Origin of the sequence: Diaphorobacter sp. (assembly GCF_050251835.1) — a bacterium.
Lineage (GTDB): Bacteria > Pseudomonadota > Gammaproteobacteria > Burkholderiales > Burkholderiaceae_C > JBFXIE01.
Genome location: NZ_JBFWLZ010000030.1, coordinates 1 through 21,391 on the forward strand (window position 1 = coordinate 1; position 21,391 = coordinate 21,391).

General features: G+C 65.5%; 19 protein-coding genes and 3 pseudogenes. 15 read left to right on the forward strand and 7 right to left on the reverse strand.

Annotation, left to right across the window (positions count from 1 at the left end):
- Positions 1-146, forward strand: a pseudogene (locus AB7E35_RS10815) (RNA-binding S4 domain-containing protein); the annotation flags it as partial.
- A gap of 76 nt (positions 147-222) precedes the next feature.
- Complete coding sequence (locus tag AB7E35_RS10820) at positions 223-681, forward strand: CopD family protein (protein WP_428167539.1); 459 nt, start codon at positions 223-225, stop codon at positions 679-681.
- 467 nt (positions 682-1,148) lie between these two features.
- On the opposite strand, the gene hrcA is transcribed toward AB7E35_RS10820, so the two are convergent.
- Positions 1,149-2,150, reverse strand: coding sequence for a heat-inducible transcriptional repressor HrcA (gene hrcA, locus AB7E35_RS10825; RefSeq protein WP_428167540.1), 1,002 nt, complete (start codon positions 2,148-2,150; stop codon positions 1,149-1,151).
- A gap of 28 nt (positions 2,151-2,178) precedes the next feature.
- On the opposite strand from hrcA, the gene AB7E35_RS10830 reads away from it, so the two are divergent.
- The 3 genes from AB7E35_RS10830 to rapZ are packed head-to-tail and all read left to right on the forward strand — an operon-like array spanning position 2,179 to position 5,659.
- Positions 2,179-3,075: an NAD kinase gene (locus AB7E35_RS10830; RefSeq protein WP_428167541.1), complete on the forward strand. Its 897-nt coding sequence runs from the start codon at positions 2,179-2,181 to the stop codon at positions 3,073-3,075.
- A gap of 2 nt (positions 3,076-3,077) precedes the next feature.
- Complete coding sequence (recN, locus tag AB7E35_RS10835) at positions 3,078-4,751, forward strand: DNA repair protein RecN (RefSeq protein WP_428167542.1); 1,674 nt, start codon at positions 3,078-3,080, stop codon at positions 4,749-4,751.
- Between the two features lie 8 nt (positions 4,752-4,759).
- The gene (gene rapZ, locus AB7E35_RS10840) at positions 4,760-5,659 is read left to right on the forward strand and encodes an RNase adapter RapZ (RefSeq protein WP_428163388.1); all 900 of its coding nucleotides are present in this window, start codon (positions 4,760-4,762) and stop codon (positions 5,657-5,659) included.
- Here the strand turns inward: rapZ and AB7E35_RS10845 are convergent.
- From AB7E35_RS10845 to AB7E35_RS10855, 3 genes and pseudogenes are all read right to left on the reverse strand, one after another.
- A pseudogene (locus tag AB7E35_RS10845) lies at positions 5,640-5,867 on the reverse strand (aldo/keto reductase); the annotation flags it as partial. The gene rapZ and the pseudogene AB7E35_RS10845 sit on opposite strands and share 20 nt — an antisense overlap.
- Before the next feature lie 154 nt (positions 5,868-6,021).
- On the reverse strand, positions 6,022-6,252 hold the full coding sequence (locus AB7E35_RS10850) for a SlyX family protein (RefSeq protein WP_428163387.1): 231 nt from the start codon (positions 6,250-6,252) through the stop codon (positions 6,022-6,024).
- 6 nt (positions 6,253-6,258) lie between these two features.
- The gene (locus AB7E35_RS10855) at positions 6,259-7,455 is read right to left on the reverse strand and encodes a PLP-dependent aminotransferase family protein (RefSeq protein WP_428163386.1); all 1,197 of its coding nucleotides are present in this window, start codon (positions 7,453-7,455) and stop codon (positions 6,259-6,261) included.
- A 144-nt stretch (positions 7,456-7,599) separates the two neighbouring features.
- Here AB7E35_RS10855 and nth point away from each other — a divergent pair, with 144 nt between their 5' ends.
- The 9 genes and pseudogenes from nth (at position 7,600) to ribD (ending at position 17,438) form a co-directional block, all read left to right on the forward strand.
- Positions 7,600-8,238 (forward strand): endonuclease III, encoded by a 639-nt coding sequence (gene nth, locus AB7E35_RS10860; RefSeq protein WP_428167543.1) that lies wholly within the window; start codon positions 7,600-7,602, stop codon positions 8,236-8,238.
- 432 nt (positions 8,239-8,670) lie between these two features.
- Positions 8,671-9,207, forward strand: a complete 537-nt coding sequence (locus tag AB7E35_RS10865) for a GspH/FimT family pseudopilin (RefSeq protein WP_428167544.1) — start codon at positions 8,671-8,673, stop codon at positions 9,205-9,207.
- Positions 9,204-9,860, forward strand: a complete 657-nt coding sequence (pilV, locus tag AB7E35_RS10870) for a type IV pilus modification protein PilV (protein WP_428163383.1) — start codon at positions 9,204-9,206, stop codon at positions 9,858-9,860. The genes AB7E35_RS10865 and pilV overlap by 4 nt, the downstream gene beginning before the upstream one ends.
- A 62-nt stretch (positions 9,861-9,922) precedes the next feature.
- Positions 9,923-10,783 (forward strand): PilW family protein, encoded by an 861-nt coding sequence (locus AB7E35_RS10875; protein ID WP_428163382.1) that lies wholly within the window; start codon positions 9,923-9,925, stop codon positions 10,781-10,783.
- A 21-nt stretch (positions 10,784-10,804) separates the two neighbouring features.
- Positions 10,805-11,578 (forward strand): pilus assembly PilX family protein, encoded by a 774-nt coding sequence (locus tag AB7E35_RS10880; RefSeq protein ID WP_428167545.1) that lies wholly within the window; start codon positions 10,805-10,807, stop codon positions 11,576-11,578.
- A gap of 87 nt (positions 11,579-11,665) precedes the next feature.
- A complete protein-coding gene (locus AB7E35_RS10885) occupies positions 11,666-15,235 on the forward strand; it encodes a pilus assembly protein (RefSeq protein WP_428167546.1) in 3,570 nt (1,189 codons plus the stop codon).
- A gap of 14 nt (positions 15,236-15,249) precedes the next feature.
- Complete coding sequence (locus AB7E35_RS10890; RefSeq protein ID WP_428167556.1) at positions 15,250-15,681, forward strand: type IV pilin protein; 432 nt, start codon at positions 15,250-15,252, stop codon at positions 15,679-15,681.
- Between the two features lie 33 nt (positions 15,682-15,714).
- Positions 15,715-16,289 (forward strand): annotated as a pseudogene (locus AB7E35_RS10895) (Uma2 family endonuclease).
- 36 nt (positions 16,290-16,325) lie between these two features.
- Positions 16,326-17,438, forward strand: coding sequence for a bifunctional diaminohydroxyphosphoribosylaminopyrimidine deaminase/5-amino-6-(5-phosphoribosylamino)uracil reductase RibD (gene ribD, locus AB7E35_RS10900; RefSeq protein ID WP_428163379.1), 1,113 nt, complete (start codon positions 16,326-16,328; stop codon positions 17,436-17,438).
- Here the strand turns inward: ribD and AB7E35_RS10905 are convergent.
- A complete protein-coding gene (locus tag AB7E35_RS10905; protein ID WP_428167547.1) occupies positions 17,435-18,394 on the reverse strand; it encodes a tRNA dihydrouridine synthase in 960 nt (319 codons plus the stop codon). The two genes, ribD and AB7E35_RS10905, sit on opposite strands and share 4 nt — an antisense overlap.
- A gap of 209 nt (positions 18,395-18,603) precedes the next feature.
- On the opposite strand from AB7E35_RS10905, the gene AB7E35_RS10910 reads away from it, so the two are divergent.
- Positions 18,604-19,176, forward strand: a complete 573-nt coding sequence (locus AB7E35_RS10910; protein WP_172207878.1) for a hypothetical protein — start codon at positions 18,604-18,606, stop codon at positions 19,174-19,176.
- Positions 19,177-19,254: 78 nt separating this feature from the next.
- Here the strand turns inward: AB7E35_RS10910 and AB7E35_RS10915 are convergent, their stop codons facing one another.
- Entirely contained in the window at positions 19,255-19,776 is a 522-nt protein-coding gene (locus AB7E35_RS10915) for an N-acetyltransferase family protein (RefSeq protein ID WP_428163376.1), read from the reverse strand.
- Positions 19,777-19,936: 160 nt separating this feature from the next.
- Complete coding sequence (locus AB7E35_RS10920; RefSeq protein ID WP_428163375.1) at positions 19,937-21,373, reverse strand: coniferyl aldehyde dehydrogenase; 1,437 nt, start codon at positions 21,371-21,373, stop codon at positions 19,937-19,939.
- Positions 21,374-21,391: the final 18 nt, after the last annotated feature.

Genomic DNA, 21,391 nt, shown 5'->3' on the forward strand with positions numbered 1-21,391 from the left:
CCCAGGCCGCCGAAGCGCACCGCCTGGCGCCCGAGCCAGCCGCCACGCTGCGCGAAGGGCGCCCCACCAAGCGTGACCGGCGCAGCCTGGACGACGTGCGCCGCGGCTGGGGCGACCGCTGGAGCGCGTCGGTGGACGACAGATAAAGGTGTTTCAGGCCTCCAGCGCTTTTGTGACAAGCGCTAGCAGCTACATTATCAATAGCAAAAACAACACGCCACCATGCTCTACAACGCCCTTTTGCTCGCCCATGTCCTGTCTGTCATCGTGTGGATCGGTGGCATGGTTTTCTCGCACTTCTTTTTGCGCCCTGCCGCGCAGATGCTGGAGCCGCCGCAGCGTGTGCGGCTGATGCACGGCGTGCTGCAGCGCTTTCTGGGCGCAGTGGCAGTGGCCGCCGTGGTGGTGCTGGCCAGCGGCCTGGGCATGATCGGCGTGGCGCGTGCCGCCGCGGCAAATGCGTTTGCCATGCCGCTGGACTGGACCATCATGGCCACGATAGGCCTGGTGATGATGGGTATCTTTGGCTTCATCTACCTCGTCCTGCTCAAACGGCTGGGGCAGGCCGTCGCTGCATTCGACTGGCCCGCTGGCGGACAGGCGCTGGCGCGCATCCGCACCCTGGTGGGCGTGAACCTGCTGATCGGCGTGCTGATCGTGGCGCAGACGCTGCTGCTGTAAGTGTTCACCCGCCCGGTTGCGGGGGGGGGGGGGACGACTGGATGAATGGTAGGCCGTGCAGGGCTCGAACCTGCGACCAAAGGATTCAAGTTTGCGCGGGTTTCCCCGCTCCTTGGACTATCTCACCGCCCACAGCCGGACTGTTGGGGCGCCGGGCGCTCGGGGGACGCTTATCGGATGGGCTCCTCACGTCCTAGTCTCTGCACCTTCCCGCCTACCGGTCTTGCGACCTGCCTTTCGGCGGGCTTGGCTCAAGGTTGCCTTGGCTTGCGCTGTAGGGTTCCTTGAATTCACCCGGTTTTCCGATGGGGCTCTCGCCCCATGGTCACCATTTTGATGAGTCCTCTGCTCTAACCAACTGAGCTAACGGCCCATTCATACCAAAGTCGCTATTGTGCCCGCTCAGTGCGGCCGTTTCGGTCATGCCGGGCGTGCTTTTTTGATGTGCGCCCGCTCCAGCACGCCGGCTAACGGTGGCTGAGCGCGTTGGAGACCAGCCGGGAGGTGATGTCCACGATCTGGATCATGCGGTCGTAGGGCATGCGCGTGGGACCAATGACGCCCAGCGTGCCGACCACCTGGCCATCCACCTCATACGGTGCACTGACCACCGACAGCTCTTCAAAAGGCACCACCTGGCTTTCGCCGCCGATGAAGATGCGCACGCCCTCGGCGCGGCTGGAGATGTCCAGCAGGCGCAGGATCTGCGTCTTTTGCTCAAACAGGTCGAAGGCGCGGCGCAGGTGGCCCATGTCGCTGGAGAAGTCGCTCACCGCCAGCAGGTTGCGCTCGCCGGAGATCACAACCTCTTCCTGCGACTCGGTCATGGCCTCGGTGCCCACGTTGACGGCGGCCTGCATCAGGGCGGCAATCTCGCCGCGCAGGGTGTCCACCTCCAGCTTCAGGCGCTCGCGCACCTGCTCCATGGCCAGGCCGGCGTAGTGGGCGTTAAGGAAGTTGGCGGCCTCGATCAGCTGCGACTGCGAGTAATCGGACTCGGTGAAGATCACGCGGTTTTGCACGTCGCCGTCGGGCGAGACAATGATCACCAGCAGGCGCCGCTCGGACAGGCGCAGAAACTCGATGTGCCTGAACACCGACGCCCGCCGCGGCGCCATCACCACGCCCACAAACTGCGACAGGCTCGACAGCAGTTGCGCGGCATTGGCAATCACTTTTTGCGGCTGCTCCGGCTTGATCTGCACGGCGGGCAGCTGATCGTGCTGCACGGTGAGCATGGTGTCCACAAACAGCCGATAGCCCTTGGCCGTGGGCACACGGCCGGCCGACGTGTGGGGGCTGGCAATCAGCCCCAGCTCTTCCAGGTCCGCCATCACATTGCGTATGGTGGCGGGCGACAATTCCAGGCCGGACGCCCGCGACAGAGTTCTGGAGCCCACCGGCTGGCCGTCGGCGATGTAGCGCTCGATCAGAGCTTTAAGCAACAACTTGGAGCGATCATCAAGCATCAAATCATTTTAATGATGTAATTTCTGCATGAAGTCCATCTTTCGCCGCGTCGCACTCATAGGCAAGTACCAGGGTCCTGACGCGGGCCCGGCGCCAGACAACGCGCGGCAGATCATCGAAAGCATTGCCCAGTTCATCACCCAGCAGGGGTGCGAGCTGGCCCTGGAGGCCGAGACCGCCGCCAACACCGGGCTGGTCCAATACCACACGCTGGATGTGGACGGCATCGGCGAGCAGTGCGACCTGTGCCTGGTGGTGGGGGGCGACGGCACCATGCTTGGCGTGTGCCGCCGGCTGGCCGGCTACGGCACTCCGCTGGTCGGCATCAACCAGGGGCGGCTGGGCTTCATCACCGACATTCCGCCGCAGGGCTACCAGGACGCACTGACCCCCATCCTGCAAGGCGATTACGAAGAAGACCAGCGCCCGCTGATGGTGGCGCGCGTGATGCGCGGCGGCGAATGCGTGTTCGAGACCGTCGCGCTCAACGACGTGGTCGTCAACCGCGGCTCCACCGCGGGCATGGTGGAGCTGCGGGTGGAGGTGGACGGCGTGTTCGTGTCCAACCAGCGCGCCGATGGCCTGATCGTGGCCTCGCCCACGGGCTCCACCGCGTATTCACTGTCGGCGGGCGGGCCCATGCTGCACCCATCGTTGCCGGGCTGGGTGCTGGTGCCGATTGCGCCGCACACGCTGTCCAACCGCCCCATCGTGCTGTCCGACGCGACCGAGGTGGCCATCGAAGTCGTGGGCGGGCGCGACATCAGCGCCAACTTCGACATTCAGTCGCTCAAGCCATTGCAACATGGCGACCGCATACTGGTGCGCCGCTCTGCGCACAGCGTGTGCTTTTTGCACCCGCGCGGCTGGAGCTACTTTGCCACTTTACGCAAAAAACTGCGCTGGAACGAAGGAGGTTCCTGAACATGGCCCTGAGGCGGATCGCACTGACCGACTTCGTGATCGTGCAATCGCTGGACCTGGATCTGCACACCGGCTTCACCGTGCTCACCGGTGAGACGGGCGCGGGCAAGTCCATTCTGATCGACGCGCTGCAGCTGCTGCTGGGCGCGCGCGCCGACACCGGTGTGATCCGCGAAGGCGCGCAGCGCACCGACATCAGTGCCGAGTTCGACCCCGGCGCACCCGCGCTGGCCGCCTGGCTGGATGAAGCGGGCTTCCCGTGCGACGACACCCTGCTGCTGCGCCGCACCGTGGATGTGCAGGGCAAAAGCCGCGCCTGGATCAACGGCACGCCGGCCACCGCGGCGCAAATGCGCGCCGTGGGCGATCACCTGCTGGACATTCATGGCCAGCACGCCTGGCAAAGCCTGACGCGCCCCGACGCCGTGCGCGGCCTGCTGGACGCCTACGCAGGCGCGCAGGCCCAGCCCCTGGCGGCTTTGTGGGCCAGCTGGCGCGACGCGCAGCAGGCGCTGGCGCAGGCCCGCGCAGCGCAAGACACACTGCAACAAGAACGCGAGCGCCTGCAGTGGCAGATCGGCGAAGTGGACAAGCTGGCGCCGCGCGAGGGCGAGTGGGACGAGCTCAACGCCGAGCACGCACGCCTGTCCAACGCCCAGGCCCTGCTGGACAACGCCCTGGCCGCCCTGGCCGCGCTGCAGGGCGACGACGCGGGCAGCGCCCAAGGCGCGCTGGGCACATTGGCCCAGGCCCAGCACCTGCTGCAAGACTACGAGCATGTGGACGCATCGTTTCGCGCCATGAACGAAGTGCTGACCTCCTGCATCGCCCAGGCGGGCGATGTGGCGCATTCACTGCAAGGCTACCTGCGCCATGCCGAGCCCGACCCTTACCAGCTGCAGCAACTCGACGAGCGCGTGTCGCAGTGGATGCAGCTGGCGCGCCGCTACAAGCGCACCCCGCCCGAACTGCCAGCGCTGCTGCAAGGCTGGCAGGACACCCTGCAACGCCTGGACAGCGCCGCCGACCTGGCCGCGCTGCAGGCGGCCGAGCAGACCCACGCCGCGGCCTATCACAAGGCCGCCCGCGCCGTGTCGCAGCAGCGCGCCAAGGCCGCGCCGCAGCTGGCGCAGGCCATCACCCGCGCCATGCAGGGCCTGGGCATGACGGGCGGGCGCTTTGAGGTGCAGCTGGACAAGGCCGAGCCCGGCCCGCATGGCATCGACCAGGTGAGCTTTCTGGTCTGCAGCCACCCGGGCATGACGCCCCGCCCCGTGGCCAAGGTGGCCTCGGGCGGCGAGCTGTCGCGCATTGCGCTGGCGATCTCCGTCACCACCAGCGAGCTGGGCGAGGCGCCCACGCTGATTTTTGACGAAGTGGACTCGGGCGTAGGCGGCGCCGTGGCCGAGACCGTGGGCCGGCTGATGCAGCAACTGGGCCGCGCGCGCCAGGTGCTGGCCGTCACCCACCTGCCCCAGGTGGCCGCCTGCGCCGACCACCACCTGGTCGTCTCCAAGCACCGGCACGCCGCCGGCACCACCAGCGGCGTTACCGTGGCCGACGCCGAGCAGCGCGTGGCCGAAGTGGCCCGCATGCTGGGCGGCGAGCGCCTGTCACCCACCACGCTGGCGCATGCCCGCGAGATGCTGCAGGGCGCCGCGGCGCCGGCAGCGTGAGACAAGTGATGAGCAAGCCCGAGAACCCCCTCGAAGTCGTCGTCATCACGGGCATGTCCGGCTCGGGCAAGTCCGTCGCGCTGCACGCGCTGGAAGACGCAGGCTACTACTGCGTGGACAACCTGCCACCCGAGCTGCTGACCGCATTCGTGGCGCTGGAGCATGCACACCACGGCCACCGCGTGGCCGTTGCGATGGACGTGCGCAGCGCCACCGCCCTGCCCTTACTGCCCAGGCAGCTGGCCAGCCTGCGTGAGCAGGGCGTGCAGCTGCGCCTGCTGTTTCTGGACGCCTCCACCGGCACGCTGGTGCGGCGCTTTTCAGAGACCCGCCGGCGCCACCCGCTGTCGGGCGACGAACTGCTGGAAGGCCGGCAAGCCCTGGTGCAGACGCTGGAGCTGGAGCGCGAGCTGCTGGCCGAGCTGCGCGAGCAATCGCACGTCATCGACACCGGCAGCCTGCGCCCGTCGCAGCTGCTGAGCTACGTCAAAGACCTGCTGGCCGTGCCGCCCAGCCACCTGACCCTGGTGTTTCAGTCCTTTGCCTTCAAGCGCGGCATTCCGTTTGATGCGGACTACGTCTTTGACGTGCGCATGCTGCCCAACCCGCACTACGAGCCCGAACTGCGCGAGCTGACCGGCAAGGATGCGCCCGTGGCCGACTACCTGCACCAGCAGCCCGAAGTGGGGCTTATGCTGTCGCACATTGCCCGGTTTCTCGACCAGTGGCTGCCCGCCCTGGCGCAAAACCACCGCAGCTACGTGACCGTGGCCATTGGCTGCACCGGCGGGCAGCACCGCTCGGTGTACCTGGTGGAGCAACTGCACGCGCGCTTTGCCGGCACGTGGAACACGCTGCTGCGCCACCGCGAACTGGACAGCCCGGCGGTCAAAAAGCTGCGCGGCTGACAGCCACCGGCGCGCGGCGCGGCTGCAGCGGGCAGGCCGGGTCGGTGTAGCCCGGCGTGGACGGATGGCCGGGCGCAACCAGGCTGTCGATGAGCGCCTCGTCCTCGGGCGTGACGGCGCAATGCAATGCGGGCAGGTAGTCCTGCCACTGCGCCAGCGTGCGCGGCCCGGCAATCACCGAGCTGACGCTGCGGTGCGCCAGCACCCAGTCACCTTGTTGCCCAGGCACAGGGCAGAGACTTGCAGCTGGCTTTTGCCAAGAAAGCGGCAATGCACGGGGTGACTTTCACTATTAAAACAATAGCTGTTAGCGCCTGAATTACCTGCGCTTGCGGCCAATTTGGCCAAAACCCTGGTTTGCCTCAGTAATGCGGCGGCAGCTCGTCGCGCAGGTTGCGCACCGCTGCGCCGCCGCCCTCGGGCTGCTGCTGGCGCAGTTGCACCACCTCGCGCACCAGCTGGTCGATTTGCTGCTGCTGGCGGTAAATGGTCAGGTTGAGCTGGTCCAGCAGGTCTTCCGTATAGGCGGCCTTGACCTCCAGCGCCTCCAGGCGTTGTTCCAGCTGCTGCGCGTGGCTAACGTTATCGGACATACCCGTTCAAGCGGCCAGCGCCTGCGCCAGTCGCGCCACGCCTTCGCGGATCTTGTCCACGTCGGCCGTGGCAAAAGACAGGCGCAGCGTGGATGCATCGGGGTTCTGGCTGAAGAACGGTGCGCCCGGCACAAAGGCCACGCCCTTGTCGATGGCGCGCCGGGCCAGCGCGCCCGCATCGCGCTCTTGTCCGCGCGCGCCCGTCAGGCGCACCCACAAGAACAAGCCACCGCGCGGCGGCACAAACTCCACCGCGTCGCCCAGCTGGTCGCGCAGCGCGTCGCCCATGGCCTGGGCGCGCTCGGCGTACACGGCGCGCACACGCGCCAGCGTGGCAGGCATGGCGCCGCTTTGCAGGTAGTGCGCAGCGGTGGCCTGGGCGTAGGTGCTGGTGTGCGCGTCAGAAAACTGCTTGCACATCACCGCGCGCGCCAGCAAGCCGGGCGGGGCGATCAGCCAGCCCACGCGCAGGCCGGGGCTGAGCACCTTGCTCAGGCTGCCGCAGTGCGCCAGCCATTCGCGGCTGCCCGGCACCTGCGCCGACAGCGCCAGCAGGCTGGGCGGCGGTGGCTCGTCAAAGTACAGGTCACCGTAGGGGTCGTCCTCCACCACCAGCACCTGGTGGCGGGCGGCCAGCTCCAGCACGCGCTTGCGGCGCTCCAGGCTCAGTGTGGCGCCGCTGGGGTTGCCGAAGGTGGGAATCAGGTACACCAACCTGGGGGCGTGCTCCACGATCAGCCGCTCCAGCGCGTCGGGCTGCACGCCCTCGCCGTCGATGGGCGCGCTGATCACCTCGGCGCCGTACAGCCTGAAGCACTGGATGGTGGCCAAAAACGTAGGCCCCTCGACGATCACCTTGTCGCCGGGGTTGATCATGGTCTTGCCGATCAGGTCCAGCGCCTGCTGGCTGCCGGTGGTGACGATGAGCTGCTCAGGCGCCAGGCCCGGCACGCCCTTGGCTGCCATGAAGGCCGTCAGCTGCTCGCGCAGCGGCTGGTGGCCCTCGGTGGCGCCGTACTGCAGCGCGGCGCCGGGCTCGTCGGTCAAAGCGGCATGGCTGGCAGCGCGGATGCCGGCCACGTCAAACAGGGCGCTGTCTGGAAAGCCCCCCGCAAAGCTGATGATGCCGGGCTTGCCCAGCAGCTTGAAAAGCTCACGAATGGCCGAGGTCTCGACCTGATTCAAGCGGTCTGCAAATTTCATCCCAGAAAACCCTTTGTGCAAATCTGATGTCCTGCCAGCCCGTCTGCGCGGTAGGGCAGCGCAAACGGCCATTGTGCTACCGCGCTGGCGCCCCCGCAGGCAACGGTGCGCCGCAGGCCCTGCGCGCGGCGACAATCGCCACCCATGAAGTCCCGCGACATTGCCCCCTTCTTCGCCACACTGAAGGCCGCCAACCCGCAGCCCAACACCGAGCTGGAATACACCACCGTGTTCGAGCTGCTGGCCGCCGTGCTGCTGTCGGCCCAGGCGACCGATGTGGGCGTGAACAAGGCCACGCGCCGGCTTTTTCCCGTGGCGGGCACTCCGCAAGCCATTCTGGATCTGGGCCTGGAGGGACTGGAGGGTTACATCAATACCATCGGGCTGTATCGCACCAAGGCCAAAAACCTGATGGCCACTTGCCGCATTCTGGTGGAGCAGCACGGCGGCCAGGTGCCGCGCACGCGCGAGGCTCTTGAAGCCCTGCCCGGCGTGGGCCGCAAGACGGCCAACGTGGTTCTGAACGTCGCCTTCGGCCAGCCGACGATGGCCGTGGACACGCACATCTTCCGCGTGAGCAACCGCACCGGCCTGGCGCCCGGCAAGACGCCGCTGGCGGTGGAAATGCAGCTAATGAAGCGCGTGCCCGCGCAATACGCCGTGGATTCGCACCACTGGCTGATCCTGCTGGGCCGCTATGTCTGCCAGGCGCGCAAGCCGCGCTGCTGGGAATGCGTGGTGGCGCCGTATTGCGACTACCGGCCCAAGACGCCGGCGCCTTGATTACTACAATATTGATAGCTTGCAGCGCTTTTCCAGAGCGCGCTACAAGCCAAAATGAGTCAAACTTTCAACCGCGGGCCACGGCCAGCGCGCGCAGCCAGGCGACAAAGGCTTCTTCAAAGATGTCGCCGGCGGCTACGGCGAGCATGGTCCGCACGCACGAAGCGTCATCCGCAGCCAGCGTCCAGCGTCTATGCCTGGAGCGCTTGCCCCCCCGCAAAACCCGCCCATGGGGAAACCATGCAATGCAGCCCCAGATCGCCTGCGGTTGCCGCCAGCGACGCCCGAAACCACCGCCTGTCGGCATGGCGACTCCGCCCATCCCTTTGGCGGGCTCCAGATCGGCGCACGCCACATAACATCGTGGCCATGCAAACGCTGCACAAACTTTGCCTCTCGCGCATACGCCAGCGCAGCCCCGCAAGGGCGCCCATGCGCGGCTTCACAGCCATTGAGCTGATGGTCACCGTGGCCATCCTGGCCGTTCTCGCCTCGCTGGCAGCGCCCAGTTTCACGCCCGTCATCGAGCGCTGGCGCGTGCGCAGCGCAGTGGAGGGACTGCAATCCACCATCTACTACGCACGCTCCGAGGCCATCAAGCGCGGCGGCGGTGTGGTGATACAAAAAAACCCGAACACCGCTCAGTGCACGACGAGCGCCAACCAAGAATGGGACTGCGGCTGGTTCGTCTGTGAAGACGTCAACAACGACGGTGTCTGCAACGCCACAGAGCCCGTGTTGCAGCGCTTTGACACCCCCTCACAGGTAAACGTCACCCGCACCAGTGGCGGCGCGACCATCATCCTGAACCGCTGGGGCCTGGTGGATGGCGCCTGGCTCGGCTTCAGCCTGGTACCGTTCAACAAGTCCACCTCCGACCTGGCCGCCCGCGGCGTCTGCATGAGCATAGGCGGACGCCTCAGGGTCATTCCACCGCAGGACATTCCGTGCTCTGCCTCAAACTCATGAAACCCGCACCCTTGCACCGCCAGCGCGGTATCACGCTGATTGAATCTCTGGTGGCCATCGTCATCGCGGCACTGGGCATTTTGGGCATTCTGGGCGTGCAGATGCGCACCCTGACCGACACCCAGACCACCGTGCGCCGCGCACAGGCCATCCGCCTGATTGAGGATCTTGGCGAGCGCATGAAAGTTAGTCCCAATGCACTTGCCGAAATCAACAGCTACGTGTCGCCATTCAACGCCACGCCTGCAGCCAGCGACTGTCAAACCAAAACCTGCACACGGTCTGAACTGGCCGCGCATGACGTGGCTGCCTGGAAGCAAACCGTAGCCAGCACCCTGCCCCTGGGCCGCGCCAGCATCTTCTTGCCACCAGGCGAGACCGACCCCGCCAACCGCCGCCAGCTGGGCGTAATGATCAGCTGGCGCGAGAACGAGCGCGACATCGACAACGCGGCCGACGAGCTGCTCTACAGGAACAACATCGACGCTTCCAGATTCCTCGCCGCTGACGGCACCTTCAAGGAGGGCGGCGGCACGGCAGCCACCTGCCCGGCCGACCGTACCTGCCACCTGCAATACATCCCTGTGCCCGCGCGCTGCGCGCCTTACCTCGGCGGCGGGGGCCCAGCACAGTACTACTGCCCGGGATCTTGAAAATGCCATCAAAAACCATAGCTGCCAGCGCTTTTCAAACAAGGCCCACAGGCCAAAAACGCTTGCCAATTTCGCCATGCCGCAGGCGCTCCGAGCGCGGCGTCACACTCATCGAGCTGATGGTGGGCCTGTCCATCGGACTGCTCGTCGTGGCTGTGGCGATGGGCGCGCTGATGGTCTCGCGCGGCGTATCGGGCACGGTAAGCGACGCCAGCAGCATTCAGCAACAGGCGGCCAGCACCATGCGCGTCATCGGCCTGCAGCTGCGCCAGGCGGGCTCGCTGTATCTCAACCCCAACTCCACCAATGCCGCAGCAAACAACGTACCCATGGCGCCAGTGGCCTTCGAGACCGTGGTGCCCGCATCCGGCACCGTCAACGGTTTTGATCCATCTGCCAACACCTTGGGTGGCACCGACACGCCCGTCACACTCAACGTGGGCTACCGCCGTTACAAAGAATCCGTACACAAAATCGCAACGCCCATAGCCTTGGCACGCAACTGCTTGGGCGGCCCTGCAGAAACCAGCGCCGACCAACGGGTGGAAAGCATCTTCCAGCTAGATGGCACCAACCTGCGGTGCCAAGGCAACGGCGCAACCGCGCAGCCCATCGCGCAGAACGTGGCCAACTTTCAGGTGCGCTACCTGCTGCAAGACCTTACCGAGCCCGGCAATGCCAAGATCCAATACGTCACCGCTGGCAACGTGGATCTATGGGCACGGGTGCAGGCCGTGGAGGTTTGCCTGGTGCTCTTCGGCGCGGAGCCCATCGACATGCCCGCCGGCAGCACCTACACCGACTGCGACGGCACTGCGGTGGACATGACCACCTTAACCGGCAACCGCGCCCGGCGCATGCACATCATGTTTCGCAGCGTGTTCCAGATGCGCAGCCAGGGGCTGATTGGCACGGTGCTCTAACACTTTTCCAGAAAAAACACCATGCAACGCATGCCCCCCGACTACCACAGGCGCCAGCAAGGCGTGGCGCTGTTTGTCGTCATCGTCTTCGTCATGCTCTCGATGCTGCTGGCACTGTGGGCATCGCGCACCTCACTGTTCAATGAGCTGGTGGTGGGCAACGACGCCGACTACCAGCGCGCCTTCGAGGCCGCGCAGGCCCTGATACAAGACGCGGAACTGGACATCCGTGGCGAGCGGGCCGATGGCAGCTCTTGCGTGGGGACTGGCGACGTCTGCCGCGCCGGCATTGCCGTCAGATTCCCCCCCGAAGCCAAGGACGTAGGCCCGCTGCTAGCCAACCTGGATCCGCAGCCCACCCAATGCAGCAAGGGCCTGTGCGTCAAGCGCACGGGCAAGCTGGACTTCTGGAACAACAACGACACCACCCAGGGCGTCACCCTGGAGGAAATGACAAAAACGGGCGCACGCTACGGCCAATTCACTGGCGCAGCGGTGGGCAACGAAGACAACCCTGCCAACCCCATCCTGGCCGACACCGGCGCCTTCAACCGTGGTGGCTGGTACTGGATTGAGGTGCTGCCCTATGACGAGAGCAGCAAAAACTCAAACCTCATCGTGGGTGGCCCCAGTAATCTGCTGCCGCTCCACCTGACGCCCAGCGTGGTGTACCGCATCACTGCGGTGGCTTTTGGCCGCAAGACACGCCCCCCGCGAACGGGCGAAACCGGCGCCCAGCCCGTCACCGTGGTGGTGCTGCAGCAAACCTATGCGCGGCAACGGGCCAAGGACTGACGTGTCATCAAAAAAGTGAGCTGCCAGCGCTTACCAGGCAAGCCTAAAAACCATATTTCATCATTGCTAGACAGACAGGAGCACGCCATGCCCCGCAACACGCCCACCCGCTTTCGCAAGACCTTGCTCGCCCTGGCCGCAAGTGCCGCGCTGGCGCCATGCAGCGCCTGGGCGCTGGATTTGGCGCAATCGCCGCCGGGCAGCACTGAGCCTTATGTGCGGCCCAACGTGATCATCTCGATTGACGATTCGGGGAGTATGAATTACCGCCTGAATGCGGAAAGCTCGTACGGTGCTACCAACAACAAAGTTCCCAATGCCGACGGTACCTGGCCACTGACCAGCCGCCGCATCAACGTGCTGAAGTACGCTCTGATTGGAGATGGGGGCGTGGGCGGCGTGATTCGCGACACAGCTGTGCTGCCGGACAAAAAAATCCGCCTGTCCTGGCAAGCCATGCACAACAACGGCAATGCTCCGGGCGCAAGCAGCGTTAACAGCACCAGCATGAATACCAACTCCATGCGCGTGCTGGACAACACCCACCGCACCAACTTCATCAGTTTCATCAATGGCCTGGTGCCCAGTGGCGGCACGCCTTCGCACGAAATGTTCAGCCAGGCCGACAAGTACATGCGACAGCCACTGGGCACCAACAGCCCCTGGGCATCCGAACCTGGTGTCAAAGACACGCCTTATCTGGCTTGCCGCCGCTCTTACCACATCCTGATGACCGACGGCCGCTGGAACGGCACGGCAATTGCCGTGCCCGACAGCGACAAGCGCGACAATGCCACCAACCTGGCTTTGCCCGACGGTATGGTGTACGGCGGTACAGTGGCGGATCAAGCCAAGTCTGCGCTGTACCGCGACAATCGCAGCGGCACCACGCTGGCCGACTGGGCCTTCTACAGCTGGGCCGTACCACCGTCTTTTGCCAGCAGCATGACCGGCACCATGCAGCCCGCCGCTGACTACCGCAAGGCGCCGGCCACAGAAACCTTCACCGACGCCAGCGGCTCCTCAGTCACTCTTGATCGCTACTGGAACCCGCGCTACAACCCGGCCACCTGGCCGCACATGGTGACCTACACCATTGGCTTTAGCGAAATGGCTACCACGTGGCCGGGTGCTTCCACCATCATCAGCCCAACGGATCAAGTGCCTTTTGGCTACGACGGCAGCTTTCCGAATCTGGCCAAGGACGCCCAAGAATGGCCCCTGATGGATGCGGAAAACAAGCGTTCGCTGGACTTGTGGCACGCCGCCCTCAACGGTCGTGGCCGCTTCTACGCGGTTACCAGCGGCGCAGACCTTGAAAAAGCCTTCCGCGACATCTTCGGCCAGATCAACACCGCCACCAACCCCGACCTGACCTCCACAGCCACCAGCGGTGCCAACAACACATTCAACGACGTGGGCAAGTACACCGGTGCCTACGAGCCCACCAACGCATGGAAAGGCTTTGTGACCGCCGAGACCGTGAGGAAAGACGGCACTACGGTGACCGACCCCAGCTGGGGCGGCAAGAACACGGCCGAAAAGCTTGATGCGCTCTACCCCACCAGCGCTGCCAACCGGCTGGTACTGAGCTGGAGCGACCAATGGGTCACCTCCAAGCACAAAGGCGGCGTGCCATTCAAGTGGGCCACTGACCAGACCTACCTTAGTACCGCCCAAAAGGCCATGTTGGGCGACACTGGCTCAGTCGTCAAAACCAACGGCCAGAACAGGCTCAACTACATTCGCGGCGACCGTGGCTTGGAGGGCTCCGACTCCACTGGCTACACCACTGCCAAGCCTTTCCGCGAGCGCAAGAGCATTCAGGGCGACATCATCAACTCCATGGTGTGGTACACCGGTGCGCCTGCCAGCAACTACGCACTGAAGGGTTATGCCGCCTTCACGCGGGACAATGCGGCACGCCCGCCCATGATTTACGTGGGCGGCAACGACGGCATGCTGCATGGCTTTACGGCCAACGCAAGCACTCCGACGGGCACGGACGGCGGCACCGAGAAAATTGCCTACGTACCCCGGGGCGTGATCCCCAAGCTGCCCGAACTCACCGACCCCATCTTCAACGACAAGCACAAGTTTTTTGTCGACGGCTCGCCCATGACCGGCGATGTGGATCTGGGCACAGGCAACCCTGATGACGCCTCCTACATCCCAAACTGGCGCACCCTGCTGGTGGGCGCGCTGGGCGCGGGCGGCAAAGGCTACTTTGTGCTGGATGTGACGAACCCGGCCAGCGGTTTTACCGAAGGCAACGCAAGCACCTTGGTCAAACTGGATCGCACGCGCGGCTCCAGCGAAGCCGCACCCAATTGCGCGGCCATGACCGGCGCCGAAAAAACCGCCTGCGACAAGGCAGTGGATGAAGATAAGGACATTGGCCACATCACCGCCCGTCCCGTGCTGGATGAGAGCAACCCGATGCGTACGACGCAGATCACGCGCATGAACAACAACCGCTGGGCAGTGGTGCTGGGCAATGGCTACAACAGCACCAACCAACGGCCCGTGCTGCTGATTCAGTACCTGGACGGCGCCCAGGAGCTGCAGCGCATTCCCGTCACCACCGATGCCGCGGGCACGGGCAAGGCCACGGACAACGGCCTGTCCGCGCCGCGTCTGGTCGACCTGAACGGGGACGGAAGCCCCGACATAGCCTACGCCGGCGACAACCGGGGCAATCTGTGGAAGTTCGACCTCACCAACGTGAACGAGGCCCAATGGGGCGTGGCCCTGGGCGGGTCGCCGCTGTTCACGGCCAGGGGGCCAACGGCATTGGGTTCTACCTCGCGTCCCAATATCCAGCCAATCACCATTGCACCCACCGTGCGCGCCAACGACCGCACCGATTGCGAAATCGTCAGTGGCAAATGCAAGACGGGCACAGAAGTCGCCGTCGGCGGCATGATGGTGGCCTTTGGCACAGGGCGTAACGTGGCCGTCAGGGATCCGGAGAGCGTTGAGGTACAAACCATTTACTCGGTGCTGGACAACACACGCTACCGCATTGTCGACACCATCAAGGGCAAGCGCCTGGAAGTGCACCCCGGCGGCGGCTCCTGCCCCGGCAAAACTTGTGTGCCCGCACCCAGCCCGCTTGGCGAGGGCGTGGCCAACGCCAAGCTGGCAGAGCAAAAGATCACCGAACTGAGCGGCGGCGACCACGGCACCGTGGACGTGAAGGACACGACAAACGAGCTGAAAAAGGGCACCTGGGCCAATTTCAATGGCTGGTACGTGGATCTGCCGGCCGTAGGCGAGCGCATGCTCAAGCCCATGGAGTTTTATGACGGCAGCAACATCCTGGCGGCGTATTCGCAAGTGCCCGCCAAGGGCTCGGATGTGGATCCGAATGTAGAAAGCTGCGAGTCCACTTCTGTTGACGAAGAGCGCCAGTACCGCACACTGATCAACATCATGGACGGCAAACGCCCCAGGGTGCAGATCGTGGACAAAAATGGCGACGGCCTGTACAACGCCGGCGACGACAACGTGTCGCGAGTGAGAGTGTCCAAGGGCTCGCATACCTTGATCACGCAGAAAGACAAGATCATGGACATTGATGCGAAAAACAATAAGGAAATGCTCGCCCGCATGCCCGAGCAGTCGCTGCGCCCCAGCTGGCGCCAAGTCAAGTGAAGGGGATGAACTCGATGATCAGGCACAGCTACCAACAACATCGCGGCTTTACCCTCATCGAAGTGATGATCGTGGTGGCCATCGTGGGCATCCTGTCGGCCATCGCCTACCCCAGCTATACGGAGTACGTGCGGCGGGGACACAGGGCGGAAGCGCGCGCCGCACTGCTGCAGGCACAGCAGTGGCTGGAGCGGGCGGCTACCGCTACAGGTACTTATCCTGCGGCGGCGGCCTTTCCTGAACACCTGAAAAAGTTGCCTAACAACCGCTACGACATCAGCTATGCCCCTTCTGGCAACCCGGTGGCCAGCTTTACCCTGACTGCCAGCCCCAAAGGAGCCCAGGCTGGCGACAAATGCGGCAACTACACGCTGACCAATACTGGCCTGCGCGGCGCCAAGGGAGTAACCACCGGAACCATCGTCACGGAATGCTGGGGCAAGTAACCACGCGCCCTGCATTGCCCGCCCCCGTCCTCAGTGCCCCCACCCCTTTATCAGCCAACGACAACTTTGCCCCAGATCCAGCCGCTCGCTACCGTCCAAGACTACCTCGACGGCGAGCAAGCCACCGAGGTCAAGCATGAGTACCTTGCAGGCCAGATCGTTGCCATGGGCGATACCGGCGACAGGCACGGTTTGATTGCTGGCGCGCTGCACGCGGCGCTGCTCCCAGCTGCACGCCAAAAGGGCTGCCAGCTTTTCATGGCCGACATGAAGACTACCCCGACCTGCTGCTGAGCTGTCAGCCGGAAGACCGCGAGTCGGCCTACTACCGCCGCCACCCCTGCCTGCTGGTGGAAGTGCTCTCGCCCGGCACCAAGCGCATCGACTCCCGCGAAAAGCTGTTTGCTTACCGCCTGCTACCCAGTCTGCGCGAATACCTGCTGCCGCGCCAAGACTGCGCGCAGGTCAACCTGCACCAGCTGAGCGACGAGGGCCGCTGGCAGCACAAGATATTCACCCGGCCCGATGATCTATTGACGTTGCGCTGCCTGGATGCGGCCGTGAGCTTGCGTGACGTCTATGCCGATGCGCCGGAGCTGTTGGCATAGCGTACCCTGGCCCGCAGCGCTACCATCGCGGGCTCCATGACAGACGCATCCCCCTTCATCACCCAGGCGCTTGGGCTTGCCGCCCAGGCGCTTTTTCTTTCCAACCCCAATCCGCGCGTGGGCTGTGTAATTGCCAGCAACGGCGGCGACGTGCTGGGCCAGGGCTTTACCCAGCAGGCCGGCGGCCCCCATGCCGAGGTGGTGGCGCTGCGCGATGCGGCAGCCCGCGGGCACGACGTGCGTGGCGCCACGGCCTATGTCACGCTGGAGCCCTGCGCGCATCAGGGACGCACGGGGCCTTGTTGCGACGCGCTGATTGCCGCCGGCATCGGCCGTGTGGTGGCCTCCATTGCCGACCCCAATCCGCTGGTGAGTGGCCAGGGCTTTGCGCGGCTGCGGGCTGCGGGAGTGGATGTGCAGGTGGGGCCGGGCGCAGCCGAGTCGCGCGAACTGAACATCGGCTTTTTCAGCCGCATGGTGCGCGGCACGCCGTGGGTGCGCATGAAGGCCGCTGCTTCGCTGGACGGCGTGACTGCGCTGGCCAATGGCGCCAGCCAGTGGATCACCGGGCCCGCCGCGCGCGCCGACGGCCATGCCTGGCGCGCCCGCGCCTGCGCTGTGCTGACCGGCATTGGCACGGTGCTGGAGGACGACCCGCTGCTCAACGTGCGCGAAGTGGCCACGCCGCGCCAGCCGCATCTGGTGCTTGTCGATAGCCAGTTGCAGACGCCGCCCACGGCGCGGCTGTTGGAGGTGCCCGGCCGGCGCGTGTTCATCTACGGCGCGCACGATCACCCCCAACGCGCCCAGGCGCTGCAGGCGCGCGGCGCCACGGTGACCCTGCTGCCCAATGCCCGCGGCAAGGTGGACTTGCCCGCCCTGCTGCGCGACCTGGGCGCGCATGGCGTGAACGAGCTGCACTTGGAGGCAGGTCACAAGCTCAACGGCTCGTTCTTGCGCGAAGGGCTGGTGGATGAACTGCTGCTGTATCTGGCCCCCCTGCTGCTGGGCAGCGGCGCGCATGGGCTGGCCAGCTGGGGACCGTTGCAGGCGCTGTCGGACGGGATGCGCATGGAACTCCACGCCATGCAGCCGGTGGGGCCGGACTTGCGGCTGCTGGCCCGCGTGGCGGGCCGAGCCGATTTTTAGCCGGCGCTGTCCAGCGTCTGCTGCACCCATGCGCTGATGGCACGCTGCTCGGTCATCACGCGCACCTCGTCAAAGGCCAGCTGCGCCTGCGGATAGCGGCGGCGCAGCAGGTTGAGCCATTGCTTGAGCCGGCCGGCGCGCTGGCGCGGCTCCAGGTTCTCGCAGACCAGATCCCAGAAGCGCGCCATGTGGGGCAGCAACGCGGCCCACGGCAGCACGGCGGCGGGCTGGCCCCGGTCGTGCGCCCGGATGGCCAGGGCCAGCCCCGGGTCTGCCACCATGCCGCGGCCCAGCATCAGCGCGTCGCAGCCCGACACGCTGCGGCAGCGCAGGGCGTCCTGCACGGTCCAAATCTCGCCATTGGCCACCACGGGGATGCGCACGGCCGCGCGGATGGCGGGAATCAGCTCCCAGTACGCCGGAGGCCGGTAGCCATCCACCTTGGTGCGCGCGTGCACCACCAGTTCGCAGGCGCCGCTTTGCGCCATGGCGCGGGCGCAGTCGCGCGCCAGGCTGGCATCGTCATAGCCCAGGCGCATCTTGGCCGACACGGGCAGGTGCGCGGGCACGGCGCGGCGCACGGCGGCCACCACGGCGGCGATGCGATCGGGCTCGCGCAGCAGTGCGGCGCCGCCGCCGTGGCGGTTGACGGTCTTGGCGGGGCAGCCAAAGTTCAGGTCAATGCCCTCGGCGCCAAGGCTGGCCAGGCGGGCTGCGTTGTCCGCCATGCTGGCGGGATCCGAGCCCAGCAGCTGCGCGCGCACCGGCACACCGGTCAGCGTGCGGCCGCCGTGGGCCAGCTCGGGGAGATAGCGCAGGAACACCTTGTCGGGCAACAGGCTGCCAGTGATGCGGATGAACTCGGACACGCACCGGTCCACGCCGCCCACCCGGGTGAGCACGTCACGCAACACGAAGTCCAAAAGCCCCTCCATCGGGGCCAGCAATAGGGTCATGACAGCTGGGCGGGCACGCTAAAAAATATGATTCAAAACAGCCTCCAACGCCTGTGCAGAAAGCGCCAGCAGCTATCAATACTGTAGTCAAAAAGCACTCCGCCCGCACGCTCAATGGCGCCGACGCTGGGCAGGGTCATCGTTACGTAACAGGCCAGCGGTGTAATCCGGCCATTTGGCCGCTCTGTGTGGCCGCTTCCAATACTCCCATGCTGCAGAAAACCGACAAGGCACGCCAGGAACTCTCGCCGGGTGTTCGCACCCTGAGCCTGCGCGAGCGTTCGTTGCTGCTGATGGCCGATGGCCGACCCATCGAATCCTTGCAGGCCATGTACAACGGCATGGGCGCGCAAATTGTGCAAGGGCTGATCCACCAGGGCTACTTGGCCTTCAGCACTGCGCATGCTCCGGCGCCAGCAGTTGCATCGGCTGCGATAACGGCTCCAGCTCCAGCGCCTGCCCCAGCAACTGCACACGCCCTCACATCAGGCGCTGAACCCGTCAGCCAGAGCGATGAGAGCGCCAGCGCAGCCGACATACCGGCGCCCAGCGCGACCCGCTCGCTGGCTGGCACGCGCATGTATCTGTTTGATATCAACGAACGCATGTTTGCGCGCCGCAATGCCGACCTGGCACGCGAGTTTCACGAGGCACTGCGCAATGCCCGTGACCGCGACAGCATGCTGGAGGTCGGCGAAGCACTGCTGGATGAAATCACGAACCTGGCCGGCCATGACCGCGCCGCCAGCGTGCGCGAGCGTCTGGTGCAGTTACTGCCTTGAATGGGTGTGCTGGCGTGGCACCGCATAGCGGTCAGGCCGCGGCCGCAAAGCTGCTTGCCATGCCGCAGCCCCGCCCTGTCAGTTGATGGGCCGCTTGAGGCGCACTTCCTCAATCTTCACACCGCCAACCACTGCCGTCTTGGCGGTGGTCATCTCGCGCTTGAAGCCTGCCATTTCATGAAAGCGCAGGGCGCGCTCGTTGCGCAGCGGCACCCAGGCGGTTACGGTGGTGCAGCCTTCTTCGTGCAGACCGTCGCGGGCTGCGTCCCACAGGGCCAGGCCCACGCCCTTGTTCCAGTGCGAGGGAGCGGCGTAGATGGCCCAGATTTCGCCGGTGGTGTTGCGGGTTTTAGCGTCGCGCGAGCGGTCAAAGCCAACAAAGCCGACGATCTTGTCGCCCTCGACGGCCACCTGAACCTGGGGTTCGCAATATTCAATGGCTTCGCGCCAGTAGGCTTGGCGCTTTTCTACCGAGGCCATGGACTTCAACTGGTCCTCTGGCAGCAGACCTCGATAGGCTTCCAGAGCGGCGGTAGAGTGAACCTGTGCAATGGCTTTGGCATCGCGAAGTGTGGCGGGGCGAACCTGGATACTGGACATGGGAAACGATAACGAGTGAAAAGCGAAAAACCCAGCATTTTCACGCAAAAGCCTTTTTGACTCTCGCGCCGCGAAGTTTCCATCTGCGCAACCCCGCCATTGCACGCAAACGGCCGCTTCTGTGGCATAGCAACGTGCGGGGCCGGTCGCAGCAGCCCTGCTAAAGCAGGCGCCGCATCAACGCCATCACCTTGTCAAAGCGCGCGCCGTAGGGTGGGTACAGCAGGTGCCCCAGAAACCAGCGCGACTGCACCAGCACCGACTTTTGGTGGGAAAAGCGCAGAAAGCCCGCCTCGCCGTGGTAGGCGCCCCAGCCGCTGTCGCCTACGCCGCCAAAGGGCAGGTTGTCGTGCGCCACATGCATCAGCGTGTCGTTGACCGATACGCCGCCGCTCACGGTGCGGCGCAGCACATCGTCCTGCACCGCCTCGCTGCGGCCAAACCAGTACAGCGCCAGCGGCCGCGGATGAGCGTTGATGTGGGCGATGGCGTCGTCCAGCCGCTCGTAGCTGAGCACCGGAAGCACGGGGCCGAAGATTTCTTCCTGCATCAGTTGCATGCCCTGCGCAGCGCCAAAAACCAGCACTGGCGCCATCTGCCGGCCCACGCCATCGCCCAGGCCCTGGGGCGGCGGCGAGGGCGAGCCCGGCACGGGCTGCATCACCAGCACCTCGGCGCCTTGCGTCTGCGCCTGCTGCAGCATGGTGCGCAGCCGTGCCAGGTGGCGCGGGTTGATGATGGCGGCGTAGTCTGGATTGCCCTCGAAGTACGGATACAACCGCGCCACGGCAGCACGGTAGGCGTCGGCAAACGCCGCCTCGCTACCGCGCGGCAGCAGCACGTAATCAGGGGCAATGCAGGTCTGGCCCGCGTTGAGCAGCTTGCCGTGGGCGATCTTGAGCGCGGCGTCCTGCATGTCGCAGTCCGCGTCGATGATCGCAGGCGACTTGCCGCCCAGCTCCAGCGTGGTGGGCGTCAGATTGGCCGCTGCCGCCTGCGCCACCTTGCGCCCCACGGCTGTGGAGCCGGTGAACACCAGGTGGTCAAACGGCAACGACGCGATCAGCGCCGCCGTGGCCGCATCGCCCTGCACCACGCAGAACTCATCGGGCGCAAAGAACTGCGCCACCAGCGCCGCCAGCTGCGCGCTGGTGTGGGGCGTGAGCTCGCTGGGCTTGAGCATCACGCGATTGCCCGCGGCCAGCGCGCCGATGACCGGCGCCAAGGCCAGCTGCACCGGGTAGTTCCAAGGCGAGATCACGCCCACCACGCCCAGCGGCTGGCGCTCGATCCATGCGCGTGCCGGCTGCAGGAGCGGCGGCGTGCACACCTTGGTGCGCCGGCTCCAGCGCGCCAGGCGGCGCAGGGTGTGCGACAGCTGCGCCTGCAACACAAATAGGTCTGCCACTTGCGTCAGACGGGTCGAGCGCATGCCGAAGTCTGCCTGCACGGCCGCAGCCAGGGTGGGACCATGCTCGTCCAGCAGCTTGCGCAGGCGCAGCAGGCGCTCGCGCCGCAGCGTCAGGGGCACGTCGGGCTGCGCGCGGCTGGCGTGGCGCTGCAGTTCAAAGCATTGGCGGATGTCGTGCGGTGTCATAAAAAAGCCGCGAAAGCC

Coding starts and splice junctions, on each gene's coding strand:
- AB7E35_RS10920 (WP_428163375.1), bottom strand. CDS start 21,373: ATGACACCGCACGACATCCGCCAATGCTTTGAACTGCAGCGCCACGCC.
- AB7E35_RS10915 (WP_428163376.1), bottom strand. CDS start 19,776: ATGTCCAGTATCCAGGTTCGCCCCGCCACACTTCGCGATGCCAAAGCC.
- rapZ (WP_428163388.1), top strand. CDS start 4,760: ATGAGCAAGCCCGAGAACCCCCTCGAAGTCGTCGTCATCACGGGCATG.
- AB7E35_RS10850 (WP_428163387.1), bottom strand. CDS start 6,252: ATGTCCGATAACGTTAGCCACGCGCAGCAGCTGGAACAACGCCTGGAG.
- AB7E35_RS10855 (WP_428163386.1), bottom strand. CDS start 7,455: ATGAAATTTGCAGACCGCTTGAATCAGGTCGAGACCTCGGCCATTCGT.
- pilV (WP_428163383.1), top strand. CDS start 9,204: ATGAAACCCGCACCCTTGCACCGCCAGCGCGGTATCACGCTGATTGAA.
- AB7E35_RS10830 (WP_428167541.1), top strand. CDS start 2,179: ATGAAGTCCATCTTTCGCCGCGTCGCACTCATAGGCAAGTACCAGGGT.
- AB7E35_RS10890 (WP_428167556.1), top strand. CDS start 15,250: ATGATCAGGCACAGCTACCAACAACATCGCGGCTTTACCCTCATCGAA.
- AB7E35_RS10885 (WP_428167546.1), top strand. CDS start 11,666: ATGCCCCGCAACACGCCCACCCGCTTTCGCAAGACCTTGCTCGCCCTG.
- nth (WP_428167543.1), top strand. CDS start 7,600: ATGAAGTCCCGCGACATTGCCCCCTTCTTCGCCACACTGAAGGCCGCC.
- AB7E35_RS10865 (WP_428167544.1), top strand. CDS start 8,671: ATGCGCGGCTTCACAGCCATTGAGCTGATGGTCACCGTGGCCATCCTG.
- AB7E35_RS10905 (WP_428167547.1), bottom strand. CDS start 18,394: ATGACCCTATTGCTGGCCCCGATGGAGGGGCTTTTGGACTTCGTGTTG.
- AB7E35_RS10880 (WP_428167545.1), top strand. CDS start 10,805: ATGCAACGCATGCCCCCCGACTACCACAGGCGCCAGCAAGGCGTGGCG.
- ribD (WP_428163379.1), top strand. CDS start 16,326: ATGACAGACGCATCCCCCTTCATCACCCAGGCGCTTGGGCTTGCCGCC.
- AB7E35_RS10820 (WP_428167539.1), top strand. CDS start 223: ATGCTCTACAACGCCCTTTTGCTCGCCCATGTCCTGTCTGTCATCGTG.
- recN (WP_428167542.1), top strand. CDS start 3,078: ATGGCCCTGAGGCGGATCGCACTGACCGACTTCGTGATCGTGCAATCG.
- AB7E35_RS10910 (WP_172207878.1), top strand. CDS start 18,604: ATGCTGCAGAAAACCGACAAGGCACGCCAGGAACTCTCGCCGGGTGTT.
- hrcA (WP_428167540.1), bottom strand. CDS start 2,150: ATGCTTGATGATCGCTCCAAGTTGTTGCTTAAAGCTCTGATCGAGCGC.